The sequence below is a fragment of the bacterium genome, assembly GCA_022616075.1.
Taxonomy (GTDB): domain Bacteria; phylum Acidobacteriota; class HRBIN11; order JAKEFK01; family JAKEFK01; genus JAKEFK01.
In genome coordinates this window covers 19197-42256 of record JAKEFK010000072.1, presented here as the reverse complement: position 1 = coordinate 42256, position 23060 = coordinate 19197, and the positions used below count along the sequence as shown (strand labels likewise).

Below are 23060 nucleotides of genomic sequence, written 5' to 3'. Positions count from 1 at the left end.
GTCCGACATCAATCAGCGCTATCTAGATTGGCTGAATCCTATTTTCCTGAGCTTGGTCGAAGACGGCGCCCTGGAATCTCTATCCGAAACTACCGTTGTGGGAATGCGACGGATCCCTGGGATTAAGATAGAGAACCGACGCCTTATGGCTGTTGTGCAATCCCTGCCGCACTTCTGCAATGTGCCGGCAGGCTTCACAACCCAGTCCCTGCGGGAACAGGCGGTGCAAACGCATCTCCTGCAGAAGGAGCACACCCTTTCCCAGGTTCGCTATGATCTTGGGAAGCTTCGAGCCAAAGGGCTGATTGAAAAAGTGCCGGGCCAGCATCGCTATCGGCTGACCTGCGTCGGCTTAAACACACGTGCGCTTCTGACCAAGCTCAGGTCCAATTTCTTCGGACCGCTGCTGTCCCTCACCCGACAGTCCCGGCCCGACAACACGTTCGACAATACCTCATGATCAACCGCTGCTATTGGAGAATCGATCAAGCGTTGAAAACTCTGATGCTGGAGGTGGGTATTTCTTATGCTTGAAAACGTGAACAAAATCTGAGGTTCTGAAAAGAGAAGTTCTATAAACTAGAGTCGACCGAACGAGAATTCTTCTTCATGGAGGACAAAGATGATTCGACCTGGTTTGCTTTTGATGATTGCGATCCTGAGTTCGTTTCTGAATCCTGTTGCGGCGCAGAGTACTGAAGAGGCAATACGGTTTATCGAAAAGGCGGAAGCGCAGTTACTGGAGGAAACGATTGCTTCGGACCGTGCTGCCTGGGTTCAGGCGAACTTTATCACGTACGATACGCAATTCATTTCAGCGGCTGCAGAGGAGCGCCTTTCGCTTGCAGGAGTCGAACTTGCCAAAGAAGCAACGCGTTTTGACAAGCTTCAACTTGAGCCTGAATTGCGGCGGCGACTCGATCTACTGAAACAAGTGCTGACCTCACTTGCGCCCTCGGATCCCAAACTGGCTCGCGAATTGGCGCAGATAGCGGCAAAGCTCAAAGGCATGTATGGAGAAGGGAAGTATTGCCCTTCAGGGAAATCGGGCGACGATTGTCTGGACGTCAACGAAATCACAAAAACCTTCGCGGAAGTCCGCGATCCTGGGCAACTTCTGGACGTCTGGAAGGGTTGGCACTCGATTGCGCCACCAATGCGCGTTGATTACAAACGTTTTGTGGAACTACAAAATCAAGGCGCAAAGGAACTGGGTTATCAAGAGGTCGGCTCTTTCTGGCGGTCGAAGTACGATATGCCTCCCGATGATTTCGCTGCGGAACTGGAGCGATTGTGGACTCAGGTTCGTCCGCTTTACGAATCATTGCATTGTTATGTCCGTGCCAAACTTGGGGAAAAATATGGAACGAAGATTGTGCCGCAGGATGGTCCGATACCGGCGCACCTTCTCGGTAATATCTGGGCGCAGGATTGGAGCAACATCTATGAGCTTGTTGCTCCGGCCGATGCTGACCCTGGTTATGATCTGACCAAAATTATTCAGTCGAAAAACCTTGATGCGAAGGAGATGACCCGGATTGGCGAAGGATTCTTTGTATCACTAGGACTTGATCCGCTCCCCAAAACATTCTGGGAAAGATCGTTGTTTACAAAGCCCCGCGACCGGGAAGTGGTCTGTCATGCGAGTGCGTGGGACATTGATCAAGTCGAAGATCTGCGCATTAAGATGTGCATTGAGCCCAACGGGGTAGATTTCCGTACGATTCACCATGAGCTTGGGCATAACTTTTACCAGCGCGCATACAATCAACTCCCCTTTATTTATCGTCAGGGCGCGAATGACGGATTTCACGAAGCGATTGGAGATACGATCGCGTTGTCCGTGCCCCCAACCTATCTGAAGCAAATCGGATTTATTCAAACGGAGCCTCCCTCTTCAAAAGACATTGGACTTCTATTAAAAGATGCGCTCGGAGGTGTTGCGTTTCTGCCTTTTGGATTGCTGATCGATCAGTGGCGATGGAAGGTTTTCTCCGGTAGCGTTAAACCGGAAGACTACAATAAATCATGGTGGGAGCTGCGCGAAAAATATCAGGGAGTCAGCGCGCCGGTAGCGCGAACGGAGTCTGATTTCGATCCTGGCGCAAAATATCATGTTCCCGCTAATGTTCCGTACACACGCTATTTTCTCGCGCGCATTCTTCAGTACCAGTTTCACCGCGCCCTTTGTGAAACGGCCGGATACAAAGGCGTCTTGAATCGCTGCACGATCTACGGCAACAAAGCCGCCGGGGAGCGGCTCAAGAAAATGCTGGAGATGGGAATCAGTCGCCCGTGGGCTGATGCGCTTGAGGCAGCTACGGGTGAACGTCAAATGGATGGTACAGCTCTACTGGAGTATTACGCGCCACTCAAAAGTTGGTTAGAAAAAGAGAACGAAGGCCGGAAATGCGGCTGGTAGGTTAGCTGCCGGCAGAGTTATACGATTTTGCTCGCTGACCATGCGCAGGATCGGCCATCCATGAGCAGCAGCCCAACGGGATTAGGCAATTGGCAACAAAGCCTGCGTTCAACTTTGTTGACCCGGCCTTTTGGAGTCTAGCGAAGCCAAGCTTCTCCCGCCATTCTTGCAAGAGTTCACAATCGGTCCGAAACTTACCTTGATGAGTGAATAGGAAGAGGTAAACCGATGGTTAAGAGAGACGAAATCGTACTTGTGTTTGGTGCAACGGGAAATCAGGGAGGCGCCGTAGCGCGTCATTTGCTCGCGGAAGGATGGCGTGTTCGAGGAGTTAGCAGAAACCCGGATCGGGCAGAAGCAAAAGCTCTGAAGCAACAGGGCGCTGAAATCGTGGATGCCGACATGGAAGATCGGGCTGCGTTAGAGCGAATCATGTCCGGAGTTTATGGAGTTTTCAGCGTGCAGAATTTCTGGACCAGCGGTTTTGATGCGGAGATCCGTCAGGGAAAAAACGTGGTCAATGCCGCAGCAAAATTGCCTGTCAAGCATTTTGTGTACACATCTGTAGGTGGCGCCGAACGGAATTCTGGATTACCTCACTTCGAAAGTAAATGGCAAATCGAACAACATATTCAGAAGTTGGATTTGCCCGCAACAGTTTACAGACCTGTTTTTTTTATAGATAACTTCCACGGAACAGCATGGGGTTTTGGCGATCATATTCGCGAAGGCAAACTCCTCATGGGTTTGAAGCCTTCTACCAAATTGCAAATGATTGCGGTGGACGATGTCGGCACGTTTGTTGCGAAAGCGTTCGCGAACCCTGCCGAGTTCAAAGGCAAATCATATGAATTGGCCGGTGATGAGCTCACGATGAAAGAAATTGCGGCACAATTTTCCAAATACCAGCCGAAACCGGTGGAACATGTGCAGGTCCCGATTGAACAGGTTCGAAGCACGAACAAGGAATGGGCTGACATGCTGGAATGGTTTGATGCCGAAGGTTACAAGGCAGACATCCCTGCTCTTCGCAAGATCCATCCAGGATTGATGACATTTGAAGACTGGCTGAAGAAAAACTGGAAGTAGCTATATTCATCATAGCGACAGCTTCCGAACTTCTTTAGAGGTAATAGCCCTTACAGTGGCGGTGTTGGCACACCCAGCATGGCCAAATCGCCCGGCGAATCGACACATCCAGTCCCTCTTCCTTATAAAGCCTATTTACCGGTCCAGTTCTTGATAAATTCCGCGAGATTGGGGAGCAGATCGGTCCATCCGTGAAGAAAAACAAGCAGCCACAAATTCCGTGTGCGCATCCAAAGAACACCGAACATCAGCCCGATTGGCGAGACCACTGCAATGGAATACGCAGCAGCCGTGAGAATATCTGGCGCCTTTTCCATGCCTTCTATCAAAATGCTGTCCTCTGAGGACGTACCCGGGTGCGTGAGCCAGGCCGAAAATTAGAGCCATCACAACAATTCCCGCGGTTTCAGATCTCAACCATGCTGATGAGCGAGTCTGTAGGAAAACGCGGAACAAAAACTCTTCAGCAAGTCCCGCTTCAAGACACATCCAGAGTAGCGCAATGGGAGCAAAGAGCAGAATCAGTGAACCCGGAGCGTCAAGGGCGCTCAGTGACTGCAACCCTCTTCCAAGAAAAGCCTGCAGTAAGAAAAGGAGCACTGTCATGAGTAGCGAGGCGCGCCATCCTGCTTTTCCCAGCCGCTCTACCCTGAACAAATCGAGTAGCGAATAGCCAAAAGCCTTAAGAATGAACGCGGGAACAGCAACCATTGTTATTAGTTTTACGAGTAGAATTGCGACGCTTTGAGCTGGTTCGCGCGGGATCGAATCTTTTACAGCGGATAAACCCCATCCCAGTATGAGAATCGCAAATATTAGCAGATAGAAGAAAACAGCGATAAATTCACTTCCCGGCCTTTGCACTTCGACGCGGGCCGGCTCAACACCAATTGTTGAGAGCCAGGCCGCGATCGAAAAGCCAACTCCGAAGATCAGAAAGACCGCAAGAGATTCTCCAGCATTAAATCCAGGCGACGATGCAAGAATCGCAATCGAAAGCGCGTACAACAGAACATAACCGGCTGCAGCTACAGCGGATCGTTTTGAAATTTTCATTCCAATCCGAATAATCAGAATCCAAGGGCGAATAGCAATGCAGAACGAAGTTCTGCCATCTTTCTCTGAGTCAAGGTAGTGATCAACGGTCCGATACGTTCTTTGGAAATGGTTTGAATATGATCCAGATTTACGACACAGTCACTGGACATTCCATCCGCATTTGTGAGAAGAACTTCGGAAGGAATATCCCGGATTACCGATGTAACAGGTGCAACAGTCACTTCACCAAGAAAATCCATCACCGAATCGCGGGTTAGAATTACCACCGGACGGTTTTTGTCAGGTCGAGGGAACTTATACCAGCGCACTTCACCACGCTTCAGGGTTCTACCCATACTTGCTCGGACTCCCAAATATCAAACTCTCCCTCCTTGACTGGTTTCCGCCTGTACCCTTCGCGGTGTCTTCTCTCTAACTCTTCGGTTTGTATTCGCTGAAGTGCAGCCAGCAGCGCTTTGCGAGTGAACGCAGAGCGCGATGTTCCTTGTTTCTTTGCAGCTTTATCTACCTTTGCTATCAAGTCCTCGTCAAGGGTCATTTGAACCGTTTTCATTGCTTTCTCGATGTGTAAAGTATAGCTATTCTAATCCACATCTTCTCATACATCAAGCCAGGGATTGAAAACAACATGCGGTTCTAGGACGGTTGTACCGTAGAACGAATCATTATTAGAATCTGTGACATTCACCTTAGGGGGCCAATCGTGGTGGGGAACCTCGATCACCCTGGACGCTTCTATGTCTGGGCATTTCTGATTGTGCTGTTTCCACTAATGCCCAGCCTTATCCGGCCTATCGAATCCGAAGATCAGAATCAAACATCTGAAACACGAATCCTTTCCCATTCTTCGGACATGGACAACACTGCACTGAATGCTGCGAAGGAATTCATAAGACAACATCGATACGATCAAGCAACGAACAAGCTGGAAGAAGTATTGGAGCGTTCTTCAAATCACGCTGAAGCTCTCATGTATCTTGGGACAGTTTATCTGTACAAGGATCTGGATCATCTGAAGGCCATGAAATGGTTTGAGAATTCATTGAAACTGGGAGGCGGAGCCGCGTTTCTGGTGCAACACTCCCATCCGACATTTGGCGGCAATCAACTGGCAGATTATTGCCGTGGGTGGCTGATACTTCGCGGTGATGAAGTTGAGTTTACGCCCGATAACGGTACGCATGGTTTTCGTGAATCTCCCGCTGATCTCAAAGAGTTCAAACAAAACCGTCTTCAGCAGTCGATGTTTCATATCAAGCGACAGGATAGCAACTTTAACTTTCATCCGTTCACGGGAGGGGAGGACGAGGCACTATTGATCATGGCCATGTACAAGAAGCTTTCCCGGTCAAATCAAAGCAAATAAGCGAGTAAAGGAGGGAACGATGATTCGTCGTTGGGGATACTATCTGGTTCTGGGGTTTTTGACGTTTGCAGTTTGCGGTCTGACAGACTATTCGGGTTTTGCTTTTGCCGATGAGTCGAGGGAAGAGAAAGAACTTCGTAAAAGAAAGGAAAAAGAACAGGCAAAGGAAGCAGAGAGAAGAGAAAAAGAGGACAAAACCAAAGCGAAGATAGCCAATGAATATGAAAACTGCGAATCTTCACTGAAGATTTGTATCGAAGCGATATGGACTACAGGGACGCAGTGCATCAGGAGTACATGGATCTACAATCACAGCACGCGCTTATGGCGTATCAGATCAATACAGTACGTACGACAGAACATAACCGGCTGCAGCTACAGCGGATCGTTTAGCGATCTTCATTCTGTCTATATTATCCGGTCGCCGATCAAAAGCTAAATCGCAACAACCTCTCTAATCATGTAGTGGATTCCTTCTACCTCCATTCAATTCGATTCAACTCCTGCATGTTCGCGTAGCGACAGCAACCGTCAAACCGTAGATGATGTGCATGCTACGGAGGAAAGGAAATGAATCGAACCCTTTTGTTAGTTTTTTTCACAACCGTTTTCGCAGCGCTTGTCGCTTTCAATGCTGTACCAGGCTGCGCCTGGTGATCTCGATCCATCTTTTTCCGATGATGGAAAAGCATTCGCAAGCTTCTCAACAGGTACGGATGCCGAGGCATACGATGCCGTTTATGATTCTTTCACGGGTAAAATCACGGTAGCCGGAATGGTATCCAATCAGGCTCTGGGCTCAAGACATATTGCGCTCGCGCGTTTTACTGCCAATGGCAAGCTGGACGGAACATTCGGCAACGCCGGGCGCGTCGACCAGAGTTTTGGCCATTATGGATTGAGTCGACTGCTATTGCGCATCTGTCACACGGCAAAGTTGTGGTTGCCGGTGAAAGCGGTGACGGACCTTTCGTCGCAAGGTTTAATGCAAACGGGAGTGTTGACGGCACATTTGGTATGAATGGAATTAAAATCCTTCAACCGGACGGAGCGGCGATGGATGTTGCAATTCAAGACGATGGAAAGATTGTAGTTGCACCTGGCCTTTTCGGGTGTTATTGGAGTCACACGGCTGAACTCCAATGGCTCCATAGACTCGTTCTTTGGAGTACAAGGATTGGTGACCATAGACTTTTTTGGATTTGGCAATGAACCCAGTGCGCTTGCCATTCAGGAAGATGGCAAGATCGTCATTAGTGGTGAAGCTTATAAAGATGAAGCTGGTACAAACTCAACCTGGGCTATCGCGCGTTTATTCTCGAATGGCTGGTTGGATTGGACATTCGGTTACAACGGCAAAATAACCTACGACTGGAGCACCTATCGGGATTTCACCCAGTCTCTTGTCATACAGACGGACGGAAAGATTGTTGTTTCGGGAAAAGTTGGCATTCCCCTGAATTTTTGGATTGGCACGTTTCTCGTCCTCCGGCACACCCGATTTCGCATTTGTGAACGACTTCCCAAATTACAATGCAGAATATTCCGAGAGCGTTCGCGTGGCAGCAAATGGAAGAATTATTTCAGGAGGATTTGCGGACAATAGTTTCATGGATGCCGTCTTTGCCGTGTCTTGCCATACCAGTACGGGCACGCTCGATTCTTCTTTCGGAACTTTGGGTAGAGTCACAACGGACATGGGAGCACAATGGGAAGAGATCAGTGAGATCCTGATTCAGAAGGACGGCAAAATCATCGCGGTCGGCTTGTCGAGAGGATCGGACGGATCCAGTCGTTTTGCCATAGCGCGTTATCTCGGCTGCGGTTTATAACAATGTTTCCTCATATTTCACTGAGAGGTTTGGCATGAAAATTACTCTTTACATCATTTTCTTTTTAGTAGCTTCAATCACCTACGCTGCGCCGGGTGATCTTGATACCACATTTGGAAATGCTGGAATCGCGATCGAAAGTACGCCCGACGGCTCCAACATGGGCACATACGACGGAATCCTGCAGAAGGATGGAAGTATTGTCGCAGTTGGGAGCACTTATTTCGTTTTCAATGGATACAGCATCGCATTAGTGCGCTTTAATAAAGATGGGCAGCTCGACACGACATTTGGAACCGGCGGCTGGACAATCACGAATTTCGGGTACTACAGCACTCTTGCAATAGCGGCCGCCACGCAAACAGATGTGAAGATCGTGGTGGTGGGGCAACTCGAAGAGAATGGAAAGTCCGATATGTTCGTTGCCCGTTTCCTGGCAGACGGAGCAGTGGATTCGTCATTCGGCACGGAAGGGTTGGTAATCATCGATCTGATAGGGACCTTTGAAGAAGCGCACGATGTCGCAATCCAGGGGGATCAAAAAATTGTCGTTGTAGGTCCTGTTTACACGCATGTAGGTCTTGATTTTGCGATCGTTCGATTAAATACAGATGGAACAAGAGACTTGAATTTCGGACAAAACGGTTTCAGCATCACGGATTTTTACGGGTTCAGTGACGATCCGAGTTGCGTCGCGATCCAACCTGACAGAAAAATTGTTGTAGGGGGCTTGGTCAAGTTGACTTCCACGAATGGAGCGTTTGGCGGTGTCAGGTACAGGCAGGACGGCTCGCTCGATCCCCTCTTTGGTTCAGGTGGAAAAGTAGAAACAGATTTTTTCGCACGTGATGACATGGCTACGTCGATAGCCCTTCAAACAGATGGCAAAATTGTGTTAAGCGGTTTCTCTCAAAGATTTACTCCATCCACTACTTACGGATTATTTACTTTTGTCCGATACAACATCAATGGAAGTGTCAACATCACCAAAGTCGAAAGCTATGGCGGGAGTCTCTGGGAAGGATCCAACTCTGTTGTAATCGCCACCAATGGCAGAATTCTTTCAGCGGGCGGTGCTGATGATCCCTCTTTCAGTGATTCATCATCTGCCCTAACGTGTCACACAACGACCGGGGCGCTGGACAACGCTTTTGGAAATGCCGGTTGGGTCATTACTGCAACAAGTCCCGCGCAAGAATCCATTTCCCAGCTGTTGCTTCAGCCGGATGGGCTCCTTATCGCCATCGGTTCAGGCATCGACGGCAATGGATTGAATCGAGTCGTTGTTGCCAGATACTACGGCTGCGGCCAGTAACGACGATTTTTCAATCCGGCGCGGACAGGGCAAATGTATAATTGGTTGAAATGGAAGCCGGTAAGATTGGGTTTACAAAGATCTTGCTCGCGCTCACTCTTTTTCTAACTTCTAATTTGCAGGCTCTCGATCCGGATAAGGCCATCACGCAATATGTTCATGATATCTGGGGGAGGGAGGAAGGAATGCCTCAGTTATCGGCTCGCTATATAACTCAAACGAACGACGGATATTTATGGATCGGAACTGAAAATGGTCTGGCGCGATTTGATGGTATTCGTTTTACAGTATTCGATCCGCGAAATGAAAAAACTTTTCACAGCGCGTCTATTTTCGATCTTTGCAAGGACCGGGATGGAGGATTGTGGATCGTAACGCGCGCCGGCGATCTGCTCCGTTATAGAAATGGCCGCTTTGTTGATTACCGTTCGATCATTGGACTCAACGCCATAGTCGTTTCGGTAATTCAGGATATTCACGGGACAATATGGATAGGAACCGAGGCCGATGTAGGGCGAATCGAGAACGAACGTTTTGTGCCTTTAAAGGCTAAAAGCGGATCAAGACCCAAACGGACGTTTCCGATTGTCTCAGATCATACCGGACGGCTCTGGGTGGAATCGTATCAATGGATCAACGATGAATTTCAGCGACCTGCAAATTTTCCAGCCACCGCTTTTGTCTATGTGATCTTTCAAGATAGCGCGAAAACCCTGTGGTTTGGAACCGAAGGTCAAGGCCTCTTCTATTATCGTGATGGAAAATTCGGAGCTGTTCCTGATTTACCTTCTGATGTGATCCGTTCCATCGCAGAAGATCGCCATCATAATCTCTGGATTGGCACTCAAAACTGATTGGTCCGGCTGCACAACGGAAAAATGGATACGTTCGATACCAGGGAAGGGCTTTCGGAGGATCAGGTTACAAGCATAGTGGAAGACGCAGAAGGGAATTTATGGGTCGGCACGCAAGGCGGTGGTCTGAATCGTTTTCGCGACGGCGCTATCACCTCTTTTTCTGCAGAGGAAGGTTTCTCGCAAAATTCGATTTTTTGTGTATACGAAGACCGGAACGGGATTCTCTGGACCGGTTCGACGCAGGGACTGGATCGCTATGAGAATGGAAAGTTGTCATCCTTCACAAAAAAAGATGGATTGCCGAACAGTGAGGTTCTCTCGTTGTGGGGAGATCATCAGGGAGCATTATGGGTTGGCACGAGCGCAGGACTTTCCCGTTTTCAAAATGGCCGTTTTACTAACTTCACAACAAAAGAGGGACTTTCCGGAGACATCGTTCTCGCAGTTTTCGAAGATAGCAGCAATGCTTTGTGGATTGGCACGCTGAGCGGCATCAGCCGTTATCATGAGGGCAAGTTCCAGAGCGTTTACACGTCCAAAAAGCGCCAACCCATTTCCGCAATCGTAGAATCTGCTGATGGAAGCATCTGGGCTGCGATCGCCGGAAAAGGAATCGTGCAGTTTCAAAACGGAAAAATCCCCACTGAGCACGGACTTCCAAGTAATGTTGTGATTTCGCTTCATGCCGACCGCGAAGGAATGCTTTGGATTGGGACTTATGAAGGCGGTTTGATCCGTTATGGCAACGGCAAATTCACGCAATACACAACGGCGCACGGCCTGCATCAAGACTCGATTTATCGAATCCTCGAAGACGATCGGCAAAATCTATGGATGAGCTCGAACGAAGGAATATTTCGTGTAAGCAAGAAGGAGCTGAATGACTTTGCAGATTCGAGGACCGCTACGATTCATTCTGTCATTTACGGAAAATCGGACGGCATGAGGAATGTCGAGTGTAATGGTGGCCAACAGCCGGCCGGCTGGAAGTCGCATGATGGGAAGTTGTGGTTTCCTACGGCCAAAGGTCTCGTCCGCATTGATCCGAATCACCTTCCTCTTAACTGTCAGGCTCCTCCAGTACACCTGGAGCAACTTGTAGTAGATGATGATAAAACCATCCTGTTAACAAACGATCTTAAATCGTTCTCTCTTCCTCCCGGTGATGGGAGACTGGAATTTCATTTCACTGCATTGAGCTTTACGAACCCCGAAAAGATTCGCTTCCAGTACATGCTGGAAGGACTGGACAGAAAATGGATCGATGCCGCCAATAAACGTGTTGCCTACTACACAAACATTAACCCCGGCAGCTACACGTTTCGCTTGAAAGCGGCGAACGCCGACGGAATCTGGAATGAAACAGGGGCGCAGCTTCCCTTGCATCTTCAGCCACACTTCTATCAAGCCTACTGGTTCTATACACTCTGCGCGCTCGCATTTTTTTACACTGGATTTCAAATCCACCGCTATCGATTGCGCCGTGCACTTCAAATGGAACAGATTCGCACCCGCATCGCGACAGATTTGCATGATGACATCGGAGCAGGACTTACTCAGATTGCCATCTTGAGTGAAGTGCTGCAGCAACGGACGGCATTCGATGATGGTACTTCCAGGAATGAATCGCTCGCGCGGATCGCAGATTCTTCCCGTGAGCTCATCGATTCGATGAGTGACATAGTTTGGGCCGTTGATCCAAAAAAGGACAAGATCTTAGACCTTGTATTGCGGATGCGGAGATTCGCAAACGATGTTTTGTCCGGAAGAAACATTGCGTTTACGTTTGAGTCTGACGGATTGCAGGAACAGCGTGAGCTTGATCCCGAAATGCGAAAACATATTTACCTGATTTATAGGGAGAGTCTGAATAATCTTGTGCGTCATTCCGAATGTAAGAAAACCGCAATCTCGCTCCGGTCAGAACACAATGAACTCATCCTTACAGTAAGAGACAACGGTAAGGGTATGGATTTTTCCCAATCACAGGACGATCGCGGTGGTCACGGTATCCGCAGCATGCGTCAGCGAGCGAAAGAAATCGGAGCAAAGCTGGATATCACAAGTTCCTCAAGTGAAGGGACCACCATCTTACTGCGTGTGCCTCTTCGTTAGCTACACGTTCGTGTAGTGAAAGGGATTCTCTTCTGCAAATAACCCCAAATTACTGCATCTCTCTGGAGTGACACTCCCGTCCTTGTTGTTTGATCATTTAGCAAGGAGATTAATCAATGAATCGAACGGTAAAAAACATTCTGCTTCTGCTGGCGGTGGTTGCCTGGATCCCACGCACAGAAATGAGTGCGGGTGAAGTGCACAACAGCCTTTCCTTTGAAGATCGAGTTGCATTGCAGTGGGCCATCGAAGAGGTCTACTGGAAATACACTTTATGGCCGGCGGAAAACATTGAAACGAAACCTGCTTTGCGTTCCATTGTGAAGGATTCGGCCATTCGCGGAAAAACGAAGGAATATCTAATGAAATCCGCGGCGTTAGATTCCTACTGGCGTCGACCGATAACAGCAAAACAGATGCAGGCCGAGATGTATCGCATGGCAAAACATTCAAGAAATCCGGAACTTCTGAGTGAGCTTTGGGCTGCCTTGAACAACGATCCTTATTTAATAGCAGAGTGCATTGTCCGTCCAATTCTTGTAGATCGCTTTTCCAACGAGATCAGCGACTTTGAAAAAAAATGGACGCGAATGAAATCCAACATACGGATGCCTGCAGATTTTTTGCATCAGAATTACCGTTTGCCGGAAATGAAGGCGGGCACGGCGATTTACAGTCCTGTGCCGAGCGGTACGTGGGAATATTTGTGGCCCAGTGATGGTATTCCTTCTAAGCGAATGAATCACACAGCGGTATGGACGGGAACCCATATGATTATATGGGGCGGCTACAGCCCCAATACTCCGTTGAAATCAGGAGCAAAGTACGATCCGGCAACAGACTCGTGGCGTGCGACACCATACAACACCGCTCCAACAGCGCGCTATGGACACACTGCGGTTTGGACCGGCGCTCGAATGATCGTTTGGGGAGGCTCGACATTTACCGATCCGAAAGAGCCGGATTATCCATTAAATACAGGGAAATGGTTTGATCCGGTAACGGACACCTGGACCACAATGTCCACAACCGGAGCGCCCTCAGCGCGAGAAAATCACAGAGCAGTCCTGGCCGGAAAAGAAATGCTCATCTGGGGAGGAAGCAGCGGGACCTTCCTCAATACAGGTGGCCGGTATCGTTATTCTACGGATACATGGACTCCGATATCTACAGTCCGTGCACCGCAGGCCCGTCACACTCATACAGCGGTTTGGACAGGAGATGAGATGATTGTGTGGGGAGGATATTCAGCTTCCGGTTTGCTAAGATCGGGAGGTCGCTACGATCCCTCCACCGATTCCTGGACCGATACATTCATTGATTTCTTGACTACTCCTTCCGCCCGATATCACCACACGGCTGTATGGATCGGCAAGGAAATGATTGTTTGGGGAGGCGAGGCTAACGGCGTCAAGATGAATACCGGAGGACGTTACAATCCCCTCACAAACGCATGGTATTCAGTCAGTACTGCGAACGCTCCGGAAGCGCGGGCGCATCACACCGCTGTTTCGACTGGCCCGCGAATGATTGTATGGGGAGGTTGGGACAACGACGGAAATTCATGGATCACAGGAGGGATGTACAACCCTGCAACAAACTCATGGAATGAAACTGCGACTTACCCCGCTCCAGGAGGAAGGGGAAAACACACCGTTGTTTGGACAGGTCTTGAGATGATCGTTTGGGGTGGCTATATGTTTTATCAGGATACTTATTTCGATTCAGGGGGACGATATGCTCCGTGAATTTGCCGGCGATCTGTCTTACACTGATTCTATGACTGAAGAGAAACCGGTCCGAGTGGCTATTATCGAAGACCTGAAGCAAATCCGCGAAGGCCTTGCCGCTTTAATCGGAGGAAGTCCCGGTTTTCGATGTATCGGAACATTCGGATCCATTGAAGAAGCATTGCCCGGCATCCGGAGAAATGTTCCCGACCTGTTATTGATAGACATCGGACTTCCCGGAAAATCGGGAATCGAAGGAATTCGGATTCTGAAGGATCTTTATCCGGATCTCGTTATGCTTGTGCTGACAGTTTTTGAAGATGATCAGCGAATCTTTGATGCGCTTTGTGCCGGCGCGCATGGATACATGTTGAAGAAAACGGCACCGGCGAAGTTGCTGGAAAGTTTGAAAGATGCTGTTCATGGCGGCGCGCCTATTTCACCGGAAATTGCGATGCGCGTCGTGAAATTATTTCGCGACTTCCGGCCGCCATCGAATTCTGAGTATCGTTTGACGCCACACGAAATTCGCATTCTTGAGCTTCTTGTGGAAGGGGATTCGTTCAAAACCGCGGCGCAAAAACTAAATGTAACGGTTCATACAGTCACGTTTCACATGAGAAGCATTTACGACAAACTGCAAGTGCATTCAAAATCGGAAGCTGTTGCCAAAGCTCTTCGCCACGGTCTGGTTAAGTAAAATAGGGAAAGCTGTTTGCGGATCTACTGAATTCCAAGCTTTTCCAGTACGGGTTGAAGAAGCTTTTTTTCGAGTTCGATCGTGGATTGCTGAACAGGCAATCCCTCAGCACGCATCTTTTGATACGATTCGCTCGTACGTAGATGAGCGAGCATCGGATCCCAATCAAAGTAATTCCAGGCAATCCATCCCTTCTGCACTGTGTTTTTCAGATAAATGGAAGCTTTCTCCAGATCGCCACTGAGGGAGTAACACTGAGCAAGACGAAAGGAAACATGCAAATCCACTTTGGCCGCTTCCAGCATCCGATGGTCAGGTTGGAAAGGCACTGTTTTGCCTGTAACAGCCTCTGCCTGGTATCGAAGAATTCGGGTCGGTAGCGTATCCGGGAGTTGCAAGATCAGCATTGTTCCCTCATCCGTTTTACCAAGAAGCAGATCGTACCAGGCAAGATAGAATTTGCCCCAATATTTTTGTGGATAGTCGGAATACAAAGTTGCCAGTCCATCCAGCGATTCGCGGTGTTTTCCGGCTTGAAAAAGAGAAGCATTGTAAATCAACTTCATGTAATAGTTTTCCGGAGAAAGTTTCAACGCATATTGAAAAAAACGCTCGCTGAGCTCGAAATTACCTGACTGGCGCAAAGCCATTCCAATCATGCCTATCTGTTCAAGATTGAAACGATCTGCTTTGATCTGATCTGCCGCAATTCGCAGCGTCATTGCCGGTCTGCCCATGTAAAACTCATATCGAGTTTTTATATCGATCAGGGGACCATAGTCCGATCGCAAGGCAAGACCACGGTCCAGATAATACCGGCAGAGCTCAAGATTCGCGGGATGAAAATCGATTCCCAGGTTCACCGCCTGGTAATGCAAATAGGCAAGGCCATGATAAATCTTTACAGAGGGGCTGGTATGCAAAGCTTGCTGAAGAAGCGCACTCGCTTGCCCAAAAGCATTTGTTTCCCCTTCCTCCATTTCACTGATTTTAGAAACTCCTCTCAAATAGAGTTCAAAAGCTTGCGCATTCATACTGACGGGAGACTGCATCGGCTTTTGCTGCAGCCAGGATAACAACTGTGTTTTCACTTGATTTAGAGCACCAAGAAAATCTGCTGACGATAAAGGAAACGAATCGGAAAGTTCCTTTTTAGAACCGACTTGGACCAGCGAATATTTGAGCTCCACTCCCGCCGCGCCATTTCTTAACGCACCTTTGACAAAATAGGATGCGCCTGCCTTTCGTGCAGCTTCTACCGGTGCCAGGCCTTTACTTAAAGAGTCCTGCACATCGGAAAATGGAACCACGATAAAATTTTCCTGGGCCAGGATGCGGGATAACTCCACACTCAACCCGCGCGTTGCAAAATTCAATTCTGTCCTGTCTGTTTCGTTTTCAAACGAAAAGACAGAAAGGAAAATTTTGGGCTTTTCGACATGGATGGACGCTGTTGTTTTCGTTGGAATGACAATATTGAGCGCAGAAAAAATCCCTCCAGACAGGAGCATTCCGATCAGTAGTGCCGCAATAACTTTGTGCTGATTCATCTGTTTTCGGAGCTGATAGGACCAGTTTGGCTTTCGAGCAAGAATGGGATCACCCGAAAGATATCTTGCTAAATCCTCGGCCAGATCTTTCGCCGTTTGATATCGTCTTTGCGGATCCTTTTCCAGACACTTCATCACAATCGTTTCAATATCTTTCGGAATAGACCTGTTCATTTTCCGGATTGCGGGCGGATCATCCTTCAAAATCTTTACCAGGATTTCCGCGCTGCTTCCATCAAAGGGAGCCTTTCCGGTGAGCAGGCTGTAGAACAAAGCGCCCAGACTGTAAATATCGGTCCTGTGATCGAGATTCTTGCCGCCAAACAGTTGTTCGGGTGACATGAAAGAAGGAGTGCCGACAATTTGATCTGTAGATGTGAGTGCTGGATCGTTGAGTACCCGCGCAATTCCAAAATCCAGTACATAAGGACGAAACGTTCCGTCTTCACAGCGTTCGATCATAATATTGGACGGTTTTAAATCACGGTGTATGATTCCCAACCTGTGTGCAGCATCAACCGCTGAAGCAACTTTCTGCATCACGATCACTTTCTGCTGGAGACTCATCTCGCTTTGGATTTCATTGAGCGTTTGGCCCTTGATGTATTGCATGGCGATGTACTGCTTGTTGTCTACCTGCCCCACTTCGTAGATCCTGCAAATATGATCGTGATCGATTTGGGCTTGAGCGCGCGCTTCTTTGAGTAGACGCTCCCGGTAGATTTGATCGTCATTCCGGATGAACTTTAATGCGACATAGCGTTTCAGTTGCGGGTCATACGCTTTGTACACCTTGGCCATCCCTCCTTCACCGAGAAGGCTTTCGATTTGATAGCGATCCCAGTTGGTTACTGGTAGCTCAAAGTTTGTGTCGCTCATTGCATCTTGCAGGAGGTTCACTGATTCTCAAAAGTAGCCCGGACGTCTCGTCTGCGCCAAGCTCCGCAGGCGGGACGCGCGCGCTACTTTGTTTACCTTAGCAACTTCTGTTCCAGCTCGATCCTGACCTTCTATTGGAGTGTTGGCAACTTTGTTATCGCTTTGCCATCTTCAAAACCAAACTATGCCAACTGAATTGCCATAGGCATTTCAATGCGTTGCAGCAAGCCGACTGTTGGACATCGATTTCCTTGCATTGCTGTGATCGTTCCCCAGGTCCGTTTGTCGCTGTTAATTGCGCTGCCATTCCTTCTGAACTCTTTGAAGCAGAGTTATTTGGAATCGGACAAAAGGTTGCTACAGATGTTGTGGTGAGAACTGGCCAAATAGAAATGGCACATCATGGAACTCTTTTCCTGGATGAGCTGGGTTCGTTCCCGATCGCGTTACAGCCGAAAATCTTGCGCGCAATTGAAGAGAAAATGGTCACACGGGTGGGGGAACATCGTTCTATTCCGGTGGATTTTCGCTTGATCACAGCAAATAATGAAGATCCCAGGACCTGATTCGCAGCGGAAGACTGAGGGAAGATCTATATCATCGCATTTCAGCTGTAGAAAATTGTCATACCTCCGCTTCGCGAAAGAAGTGAGGATATTCCGTTTCTACTTTTAGGCCTTTTGCAGCAGATTTCGAAAAGGAAAAAAGCCGGTTGCCGGTATTAAGTAGCGCGGACGTCCCCGTCTGCGCAGTTTACGCCGGCGAGACGCCCGCGCTACTTGCCACTACCAGCCGGGAGGGTAGTTGGGAAAAATGTTCATGGCATCGATGATGGCGCTGTAGTTATCGACATCCGGCGGCAAGTTTAGAGCCGTGCGACACGCGGAACAATATTGGTTATCGTTGCGGTCCATGATGCAGAGTGTTTCGCCCGGAGGAAAGTGAAACCCCGAGCCACCCAGAGAATCCCCCTCATAGTGGTGAAGAACATTCAGAATGTGTCCGAATTCATGTCCAACGATTGTTTCGTAATGCAGCCGCAACGTTCGTGTGTTTGGGTCGGCATCGGAATTACCCGGAAAGCCCAGTATTGTTTCCGCATATGCGCCAGAACGTTTGATGCCGAACCTGAAATCAAATCGGTAGCCTGGAAAATGAAGGTCAGTCAACCGGTTTAACGCGATCATATGGATCGTCTCACTTGTCCATGGGGGGATGTACTGGACCGGCGGAAGAGTTGCATATCTCACTGCGATTGTAATAGGACAAGGCACAGCTAAAGCTGTATCAAGAACGCTCTGGTACCGCGATCGATTCGCTAACATCCAGGCCTCCCATTGTGCGTTCTTTCCGTAGCGGCTGCGAAAACTCTTCACCTGTACTTCATATTTATCTGCGATGTTATACGACACCGGCGCAGCTGTAACCCAGAAGCTTAACGAATTTGTCTTTCCCCGCTGGTAGGCTCCTGTAGGGATTCCATAGGCATATACCTGGTAGACGCCTGCGGGGACGTTAGGCGGAATGCGCACTCGAATGTGATCTTCTTGTAAATCCAGAACTACTAATGAAAACTCATTGCACCGTTTTAGGACGGGAGGAATTGGAGGCAGCGCTTCATTATCTTTCAGTCCCGTGCCGTAAATCGTGAATTCTTCTCCCGGCGCGCCTCGATCCCGATCCAGGTGAGTGATCTTACTGACACAGCCGCTGAACCCGCACAGGATGAGAACGAAGAAGGCGACCCCGAAGAATACTTTAAAGGCCGAGATTCTTGTTGGCGCTACCAAATCAGGCATTCGTAGGATTCTACTTCACTGCGGCACAAGAAAGAAAAATGAACTGAAACCTGAAATCACGCCTGACAGTTTCTCCTGCTGCTTCCCGCTAATAACAGCTGAGGCAGTGCGCAACTGACCTCGCAAAGGAGAACCATCAAATGCTGAGAAACATTCTATTTTTTTTGGTGTTCTTATTCATTACGAGTTCTGCTATCGCAGAATATTATCAGGAAGATTTTACTTCTGATACAAATCCAGGTCAGCCTGGTTTTGCCAGCTCTGTATTCGTGCATTCCATTTCAGGAAGCTTCGCTTTTATCAACGCTCCACTTTTCCCTCCGGATCCACCCGATGCGATCGAAATATTCAACGGCCTCAACGATATTACCTTTGCGTTGGGTGCGGGCCAGCAAATTCAACACGCAAGAGTCGGCGTCCTGAGCGCTTTCGGCCACTGCAGAGTTGTATTTCTAGGAGCGAACCTGCCTCTGACGGCGTGACGCCTCTTCGCAGGACCCTGGACTTCAACGCCGGGAACATCAACTGGCAGGTGGCTGAAGTCTTCGATACTACCGAAAGCGATAAGATAAATCCGCAAGATCCGAATGAGCATCCACCGGCGCTAGGAGCGATTCGCAGAATTACATTGATCGGGGGAGAAAGTGTTTATGACAACATCGAGATTGAAACCACGGGAGGAAATCCGAATCCCGTAACCGCCGGAATTCTGGTCAATCCTAAAAAGATTAACGTCAATTTACGTTCAGGACTGATTCGCATAGCGATTGTGACAGATACCAATTTCGATGCTCTTTCCATTGATCCCACAACAGTTCAACTTGGCAATGCGACAACTTTGATCAATGGATTTGGTGGAGACATTGAGCCGGACGGCGATACGGATCTTTTGTTATTTTTCCGGTTTCGGGATATAGGAATTGTTTGCGGAGATACTTCAGTACTTTTTTCTGCCAGGACGTTAACGGGAGAAATGGTTGAAGGAATTGGAGTGATAGAGACAGTGGGCTGTCCTTAAGGAATTCAAAACAGATAAAAATGTTCAGGCGCGGACGAGTTGAACTTGCCGTCCGCGCCATATGTCATCATATTTATGGGAAGGGACACTAAGTCGTGGGTTGTTTTAACGGAAGGCGGATCTGGAAACGCGTATCGCCCGGTCTGGATTCTACCCGAATGCTGCCGTGATGTTTTTGAACGATTCTCCAAACGCTATCCAGGCCGAGTCCCATTCCTTCTCCCATTTTTTTTGTGGTGAAAAACGGTTCGAAAATCTTGTGTTGAATCTCATCAGGGATTCCGGCGCCGGTATCGGCGATATCGATCAGCACACAATCGCTATCTAGCAGGGTTCGGATTGTGAGCTTCCCTCCCTGTTTCATTGCATCTGCCGCGTTGTCGATCAAATTCGTCCAAACCTGATTGAGTTCACTTCCGTAGGCGCAAATACGAGGAAGGTTCGGATCAAAGATTCGCTCGACTTCGATTCCATGCTTTAACTTGTATCGCAGCATAACGAGTGTGTTATCGATCCCATGATGCACGTCGATTTCTTGAATCGGCGCCTGGTCCATGTAGGAATATTCTTTAATTGCTTTCACCAGTTCCGAAATGCGTCCGGTGCTGGATTCAATTTCTTTCGTCAGTTTTTTTGCGAGCACCTGCGAAACAATTCGTGAGAGCCCATCCGTTAACGCTTCCTGTCCTACTTTTTGATGGAGCGCTTCGAGCCAGGGAATATCAAGAGTGGCTTCCGCCAGAACCGGAGCCAGTTTCCAGGGCTCTCTAACGGCATTTTTCTTCAGCCAGGACGTGATTTCCTCTTCCTGCTCGCTTTGAGTGAGCGAATCCAGAAGAACGGGAGCTTGTATGTGCTGCAGTGCCTGGCGTTCGAAATGGGAAATCGCCTTTCGCTGTTCGGGCGTCAGTTCGCGGTTGTCGAGACGGGAGGTTGCATCACGCAAAGCATCTTGCGCTTCGCTGAGAGCGAGAGCCGCGCGTTTTGCAGAGGCGGCAGGATTGTTCAACTCATGAGCCAGCCCGGCGGATAGTTTTCCTAGAGCGGCCATTCGATCTCTTTGCTGGTCCTCTTTTGTTGTTGACCGAATGCGGTCACTCATGATGCTGACCAGGCGCTGCACTAGCTGGGGCGCAACACGCGTCATTTCGGGAAACAGATCCGTGCTTCCCGAAAGCAGTCTTCCTGGCGTGAGGGCGCGAAAAGTTCCGGGCCATTGCGTCAGCCGGGAATAGGGAAGTTTCCCCACGATGTCGCCGGGTTTTGAAATGTAAACGCGTGTATCCTGTGAGTCAGACTCCCGGCGAAAGTGGAATTCTCCTCCCAGCAAAATACTGAACGTGTCAGCAGGTCCACCTTCCTGAGCGACAATTTCACCGGCAGCAAAAGTTACTTCTTTTAGATTTCTCGCGAGCCAGATCAGTTGATCTTCAGGAAGATCTGCAATCGCAGGAACCATTTGAAGTTCTTCCAAAATTCGATTCGTATCTGACATCTTTTAAACCTTGCTGAGATATTGATGGATCAATTGTATTGCGATCGATCCTTCACCGACTCCGGAGGCGACACGTTTTACGGAACCGTGCCGGACATCTCCCACCACAAAAATTCCCGGGACGCTCGTTTCGAGCAAAACGGGATCGCGGTCCAGTTGCCATCCTTTCGGACGCTGGCCATCGCGTAGCAAATCGGGGCCGGACAGAATGAATCCGCGTTCGTCGCTTTCAACGATTCCCTCAACACAATGCGCGTGAGGTGTCGCTCCTATAAATATGAAGAGATAGTTGGCGGGAACGGTTTCCGTTTGTCCGCTTGTTGTGCAATGAATGGAGATTGCCTCCAGATGGTCAGTTCCATGGACTTCAACGACGCGCGAATTGTATTCGACGGAAATATTCGGAGTCTCTCGGATTCGATCGATCAAATATTGCGACATGCTGTTTTTCAATGTATCTCCGCGAACCAGCATCACGACGCGCTCGGCAAATCCCGCAAAGTGGACCGCAGCCTGACCTGCTGAATTGGCTCCTCCCACCAGATAGACCGTTTGGCCGCGGCACTCAATTGCTTCGGTCATCGCTGCGCCGTAATAAATTCCCGCTCCGCTGAGGCGGTCCATGCCGGGCACATCCAATTTTCGCCATCGCACACCGGTCGCTATCAAAATCACATGACATCGAACTTCAGTTCCGTTAGCGAGTTCAACGATTTTGTATGGACCTTCGACCCGCACCCGTGAGGCTTCCATTGGGGCAAGAATTTCGACTCCAAAACGGCGCGCCTGCATGACGGCCCGGCGCGTTAGATCTGCGCCCGTTAGTCCCGCGGGAAATCCGAGATAATTTTCTATGCGCGAGCTCAGCGCGGCCTGGCCACCCGGAGCTTCCCGTTCAATCATCACCGTGCGGAGTCCTTCTGATGCTCCATACACAGCCGCAGCCAGACCGGAAGGTCCACCACCAATAATCACCAGATCGTAAAAATCGGTCTCAGCACGTGTCAGTAATCCTATCCGGTCTGCAATTTCACCTGGAGATGGCGCACAGAGTTTCGAACCATCAGGAAAAAGAACAAGCGGAAGCTTCTGCAATTCTATCTCATCCAGCACATCGACTAGACTTCGCACTTCGGTGTCGCGATCTTTTGTTTCAATGTCGAGCCAGCGATAAGGCAAATTGTAGCGGGCAAGAAAATATTTCACGGTGTGGGAATGCGGTGACCAGCGATTCCCTAAAACGCGAATCCCTTGAAAGGGCGGTCTGTAATTTGCGTGCCAATCTTCGATCAAGTCATCCAGTATCGGATAAAAGTTCTCTTCCGGCGGATCCCACGGTTTCAGAAGATACTGATGAATGTGAACACGGTTGATCGCTGCAATGGCGGCATCCGTGTCCGCATAAGCGGTGAGCAGTGCGCGTTTGGCATCCGGGAAAATTTTGACGGCTTCCGCCAGAAAGCTGACGCCGTCCATTTGTGGCATCCTTTGATCCACAAGAAAGAGCGCCACAGTGTCGTTTCGTTCTTTGACCCGCTTCAAAATTTCCAACGCCGCGGAGCCTGATTCGGCGCGCAGAACGCGAAAGTCCGCGCTGTAGTGCCGCTTCAAGTCTCTTTCTACCGAGCGCAAGACCTCGGGATCATCATCCACTGTTAACAGAGTCGGTTTCGCCATCGAACGTGAATTGTAAGTTTTCTTAGTAAGTCATGCAAATGTAAACAAAGTAGCGCGGGCGTCTCGCCTGCGTTTAGATGCGCAGACGGGACGTCCGCGTTACTTCGGGGTACTTTCACACTCAATTTTAGGGTGTTTCCCTCATTGATGCCTGCCC

Annotated in this window: 23 protein-coding genes; 16 read left to right on the top strand and 7 right to left on the bottom strand. The window is 49.1% G+C overall.

Annotation, left to right across the window (positions count from 1 at the left end):
* The 3 genes from L0156_06415 to L0156_06405 all read left to right on the top strand — a co-directional run.
* On the top strand, positions 1–460 hold a 460-nt coding region (locus L0156_06415; protein MCI0602630.1), incomplete at its 5' end, for a hypothetical protein.
* 186 nt (positions 461–646) lie between these two features.
* Positions 647–2422, top strand: a complete 1776-nt coding sequence (locus tag L0156_06410) for a M2 family metallopeptidase (GenBank protein MCI0602629.1) — start codon at positions 647–649, stop codon at positions 2420–2422.
* Between the two features lie 228 nt (positions 2423–2650).
* Positions 2651–3511, top strand: a complete 861-nt coding sequence (locus tag L0156_06405) for an NmrA/HSCARG family protein (protein ID MCI0602628.1) — start codon at positions 2651–2653, stop codon at positions 3509–3511.
* Between the two features lie 135 nt (positions 3512–3646).
* Here L0156_06405 and L0156_06400 read toward each other — a convergent pair whose 3' ends face one another.
* Genes L0156_06400 through L0156_06390 form a run of 3 tightly spaced genes read right to left on the bottom strand, consistent with a single transcriptional unit; the run spans position 3647 to position 5123 of the window.
* Entirely contained in the window at positions 3647–4567 is a 921-nt protein-coding gene (locus L0156_06400; GenBank protein ID MCI0602627.1) for a CPBP family intramembrane metalloprotease, read from the bottom strand.
* 14 nt (positions 4568–4581) lie between these two features.
* Positions 4582–4905: a type II toxin-antitoxin system PemK/MazF family toxin gene (locus L0156_06395; GenBank protein ID MCI0602626.1), complete on the bottom strand. Its 324-nt coding sequence runs from the start codon at positions 4903–4905 to the stop codon at positions 4582–4584.
* On the bottom strand, positions 4890–5123 hold the full coding sequence (locus tag L0156_06390; protein MCI0602625.1) for a ribbon-helix-helix domain-containing protein: 234 nt from the start codon (positions 5121–5123) through the stop codon (positions 4890–4892). The genes L0156_06395 and L0156_06390 overlap by 16 nt, the downstream gene beginning before the upstream one ends.
* A 150-nt stretch (positions 5124–5273) precedes the next feature.
* Here L0156_06390 and L0156_06385 point away from each other — a divergent pair, with 150 nt between their 5' ends.
* From L0156_06385 to L0156_06340, 10 genes are all read left to right on the top strand, one after another.
* Positions 5274–5936, top strand: a complete 663-nt coding sequence (locus L0156_06385) for a hypothetical protein (protein MCI0602624.1) — start codon at positions 5274–5276, stop codon at positions 5934–5936.
* Between the two features lie 19 nt (positions 5937–5955).
* Positions 5956–6375, top strand: coding sequence for a hypothetical protein (locus L0156_06380; protein MCI0602623.1), 420 nt, complete (start codon positions 5956–5958; stop codon positions 6373–6375).
* A gap of 192 nt (positions 6376–6567) precedes the next feature.
* Entirely contained in the window at positions 6568–6957 is a 390-nt protein-coding gene (locus L0156_06375; protein ID MCI0602622.1) for a hypothetical protein, read from the top strand.
* A 159-nt stretch (positions 6958–7116) separates the two neighbouring features.
* The gene (locus L0156_06370) at positions 7117–7542 is read left to right on the top strand and encodes a hypothetical protein (GenBank protein MCI0602621.1); all 426 of its coding nucleotides are present in this window, start codon (positions 7117–7119) and stop codon (positions 7540–7542) included.
* 4 nt (positions 7543–7546) lie between these two features.
* A complete protein-coding gene (locus L0156_06365; GenBank protein ID MCI0602620.1) occupies positions 7547–7768 on the top strand; it encodes a delta-60 repeat domain-containing protein in 222 nt (73 codons plus the stop codon).
* Between the two features lie 34 nt (positions 7769–7802).
* Positions 7803–9083: a hypothetical protein gene (locus L0156_06360; protein MCI0602619.1), complete on the top strand. Its 1281-nt coding sequence runs from the start codon at positions 7803–7805 to the stop codon at positions 9081–9083.
* Positions 9084–9133: 50 nt separating this feature from the next.
* Positions 9134–9937, top strand: coding sequence for a hypothetical protein (locus L0156_06355; GenBank protein ID MCI0602618.1), 804 nt, complete (start codon positions 9134–9136; stop codon positions 9935–9937).
* Positions 9938–9961: 24 nt separating this feature from the next.
* Entirely contained in the window at positions 9962–12055 is a 2094-nt protein-coding gene (locus L0156_06350) for a histidine kinase (GenBank protein ID MCI0602617.1), read from the top strand.
* A 116-nt stretch (positions 12056–12171) separates the two neighbouring features.
* On the top strand, positions 12172–13803 hold the full coding sequence (locus L0156_06345; GenBank protein ID MCI0602616.1) for a hypothetical protein: 1632 nt from the start codon (positions 12172–12174) through the stop codon (positions 13801–13803).
* Positions 13793–14485, top strand: coding sequence for a response regulator transcription factor (locus tag L0156_06340; protein MCI0602615.1), 693 nt, complete (start codon positions 13793–13795; stop codon positions 14483–14485). The genes L0156_06345 and L0156_06340 overlap by 11 nt, the downstream gene beginning before the upstream one ends.
* Positions 14486–14508: 23 nt before the next feature.
* Here the strand turns inward: L0156_06340 and L0156_06335 are convergent, their stop codons facing one another.
* A complete protein-coding gene (locus tag L0156_06335) occupies positions 14509–16914 on the bottom strand; it encodes a serine/threonine protein kinase (GenBank protein ID MCI0602614.1) in 2406 nt (801 codons plus the stop codon).
* Positions 16915–17165: 251 nt separating this feature from the next.
* On the opposite strand from L0156_06335, the gene L0156_06330 reads away from it, so the two are divergent.
* Complete coding sequence (locus L0156_06330) at positions 17166–17480, top strand: sigma-54 factor interaction domain-containing protein (protein ID MCI0602613.1); 315 nt, start codon at positions 17166–17168, stop codon at positions 17478–17480.
* Between the two features lie 219 nt (positions 17481–17699).
* Here L0156_06330 and L0156_06325 read toward each other — a convergent pair whose 3' ends face one another.
* Entirely contained in the window at positions 17700–18713 is a 1014-nt protein-coding gene (locus tag L0156_06325; protein MCI0602612.1) for a hypothetical protein, read from the bottom strand.
* Positions 18714–18853: 140 nt separating this feature from the next.
* On the opposite strand from L0156_06325, the gene L0156_06320 reads away from it, so the two are divergent.
* Together L0156_06320 and L0156_06315 are read left to right on the top strand one after the other, a co-directional pair.
* Positions 18854–19195, top strand: coding sequence for a hypothetical protein (locus tag L0156_06320; protein ID MCI0602611.1), 342 nt, complete (start codon positions 18854–18856; stop codon positions 19193–19195).
* Positions 19192–19731 carry a hypothetical protein gene (locus L0156_06315; GenBank protein MCI0602610.1) on the top strand — a complete coding sequence of 180 codons (540 nt, stop codon included), beginning with the start codon at positions 19192–19194 and terminating at the stop codon, positions 19729–19731. The genes L0156_06320 and L0156_06315 overlap by 4 nt, the downstream gene beginning before the upstream one ends.
* An 88-nt stretch (positions 19732–19819) precedes the next feature.
* Here L0156_06315 and L0156_06310 read toward each other — a convergent pair whose 3' ends face one another.
* Together L0156_06310 and L0156_06305 are read right to left on the bottom strand one after the other, a co-directional pair.
* Entirely contained in the window at positions 19820–21226 is a 1407-nt protein-coding gene (locus L0156_06310; GenBank protein MCI0602609.1) for an ATP-binding protein, read from the bottom strand.
* Between the two features lie 3 nt (positions 21227–21229).
* Positions 21230–22903: an FAD-dependent oxidoreductase gene (locus L0156_06305; GenBank protein MCI0602608.1), complete on the bottom strand. Its 1674-nt coding sequence runs from the start codon at positions 22901–22903 to the stop codon at positions 21230–21232.
* Positions 22904–23060: the final 157 nt, after the last annotated feature.

What these genes read in the sequence shown, in the direction of transcription:
- L0156_06410 (MCI0602629.1), top strand. Translation starts at nt 647, where the DNA reads ATGATTGCGATCCTGAGTTCGTTTCTGAATCCTGTTGCGGCGCAGAGT.
- L0156_06405 (MCI0602628.1), top strand. Translation starts at nt 2,651, where the DNA reads ATGGTTAAGAGAGACGAAATCGTACTTGTGTTTGGTGCAACGGGAAAT.
- L0156_06400 (MCI0602627.1), bottom strand. Translation starts at nt 4,567, where the DNA reads ATGAAAATTTCAAAACGATCCGCTGTAGCTGCAGCCGGTTATGTTCTG.
- L0156_06395 (MCI0602626.1), bottom strand. Translation starts at nt 4,905, where the DNA reads ATGGGTAGAACCCTGAAGCGTGGTGAAGTGCGCTGGTATAAGTTCCCT.
- L0156_06390 (MCI0602625.1), bottom strand. Translation starts at nt 5,123, where the DNA reads ATGAAAACGGTTCAAATGACCCTTGACGAGGACTTGATAGCAAAGGTA.
- L0156_06380 (MCI0602623.1), top strand. Translation starts at nt 5,956, where the DNA reads ATGATTCGTCGTTGGGGATACTATCTGGTTCTGGGGTTTTTGACGTTT.
- L0156_06375 (MCI0602622.1), top strand. Translation starts at nt 6,568, where the DNA reads ATGCTGTACCAGGCTGCGCCTGGTGATCTCGATCCATCTTTTTCCGAT.
- L0156_06365 (MCI0602620.1), top strand. Translation starts at nt 7,547, where the DNA reads ATGGATGCCGTCTTTGCCGTGTCTTGCCATACCAGTACGGGCACGCTC.
- L0156_06360 (MCI0602619.1), top strand. Translation starts at nt 7,803, where the DNA reads ATGAAAATTACTCTTTACATCATTTTCTTTTTAGTAGCTTCAATCACC.
- L0156_06355 (MCI0602618.1), top strand. Translation starts at nt 9,134, where the DNA reads ATGGAAGCCGGTAAGATTGGGTTTACAAAGATCTTGCTCGCGCTCACT.
- L0156_06350 (MCI0602617.1), top strand. Translation starts at nt 9,962, where the DNA reads ATGGATACGTTCGATACCAGGGAAGGGCTTTCGGAGGATCAGGTTACA.
- L0156_06345 (MCI0602616.1), top strand. Translation starts at nt 12,172, where the DNA reads ATGAATCGAACGGTAAAAAACATTCTGCTTCTGCTGGCGGTGGTTGCC.
- L0156_06340 (MCI0602615.1), top strand. Translation starts at nt 13,793, where the DNA reads ATGCTCCGTGAATTTGCCGGCGATCTGTCTTACACTGATTCTATGACT.
- L0156_06335 (MCI0602614.1), bottom strand. Translation starts at nt 16,914, where the DNA reads ATGAGCGACACAAACTTTGAGCTACCAGTAACCAACTGGGATCGCTAT.
- L0156_06325 (MCI0602612.1), bottom strand. Translation starts at nt 18,713, where the DNA reads ATGCCTGATTTGGTAGCGCCAACAAGAATCTCGGCCTTTAAAGTATTC.
- L0156_06320 (MCI0602611.1), top strand. Translation starts at nt 18,854, where the DNA reads ATGCTGAGAAACATTCTATTTTTTTTGGTGTTCTTATTCATTACGAGT.
- L0156_06310 (MCI0602609.1), bottom strand. Translation starts at nt 21,226, where the DNA reads ATGTCAGATACGAATCGAATTTTGGAAGAACTTCAAATGGTTCCTGCG.
- L0156_06305 (MCI0602608.1), bottom strand. Translation starts at nt 22,903, where the DNA reads ATGGCGAAACCGACTCTGTTAACAGTGGATGATGATCCCGAGGTCTTG.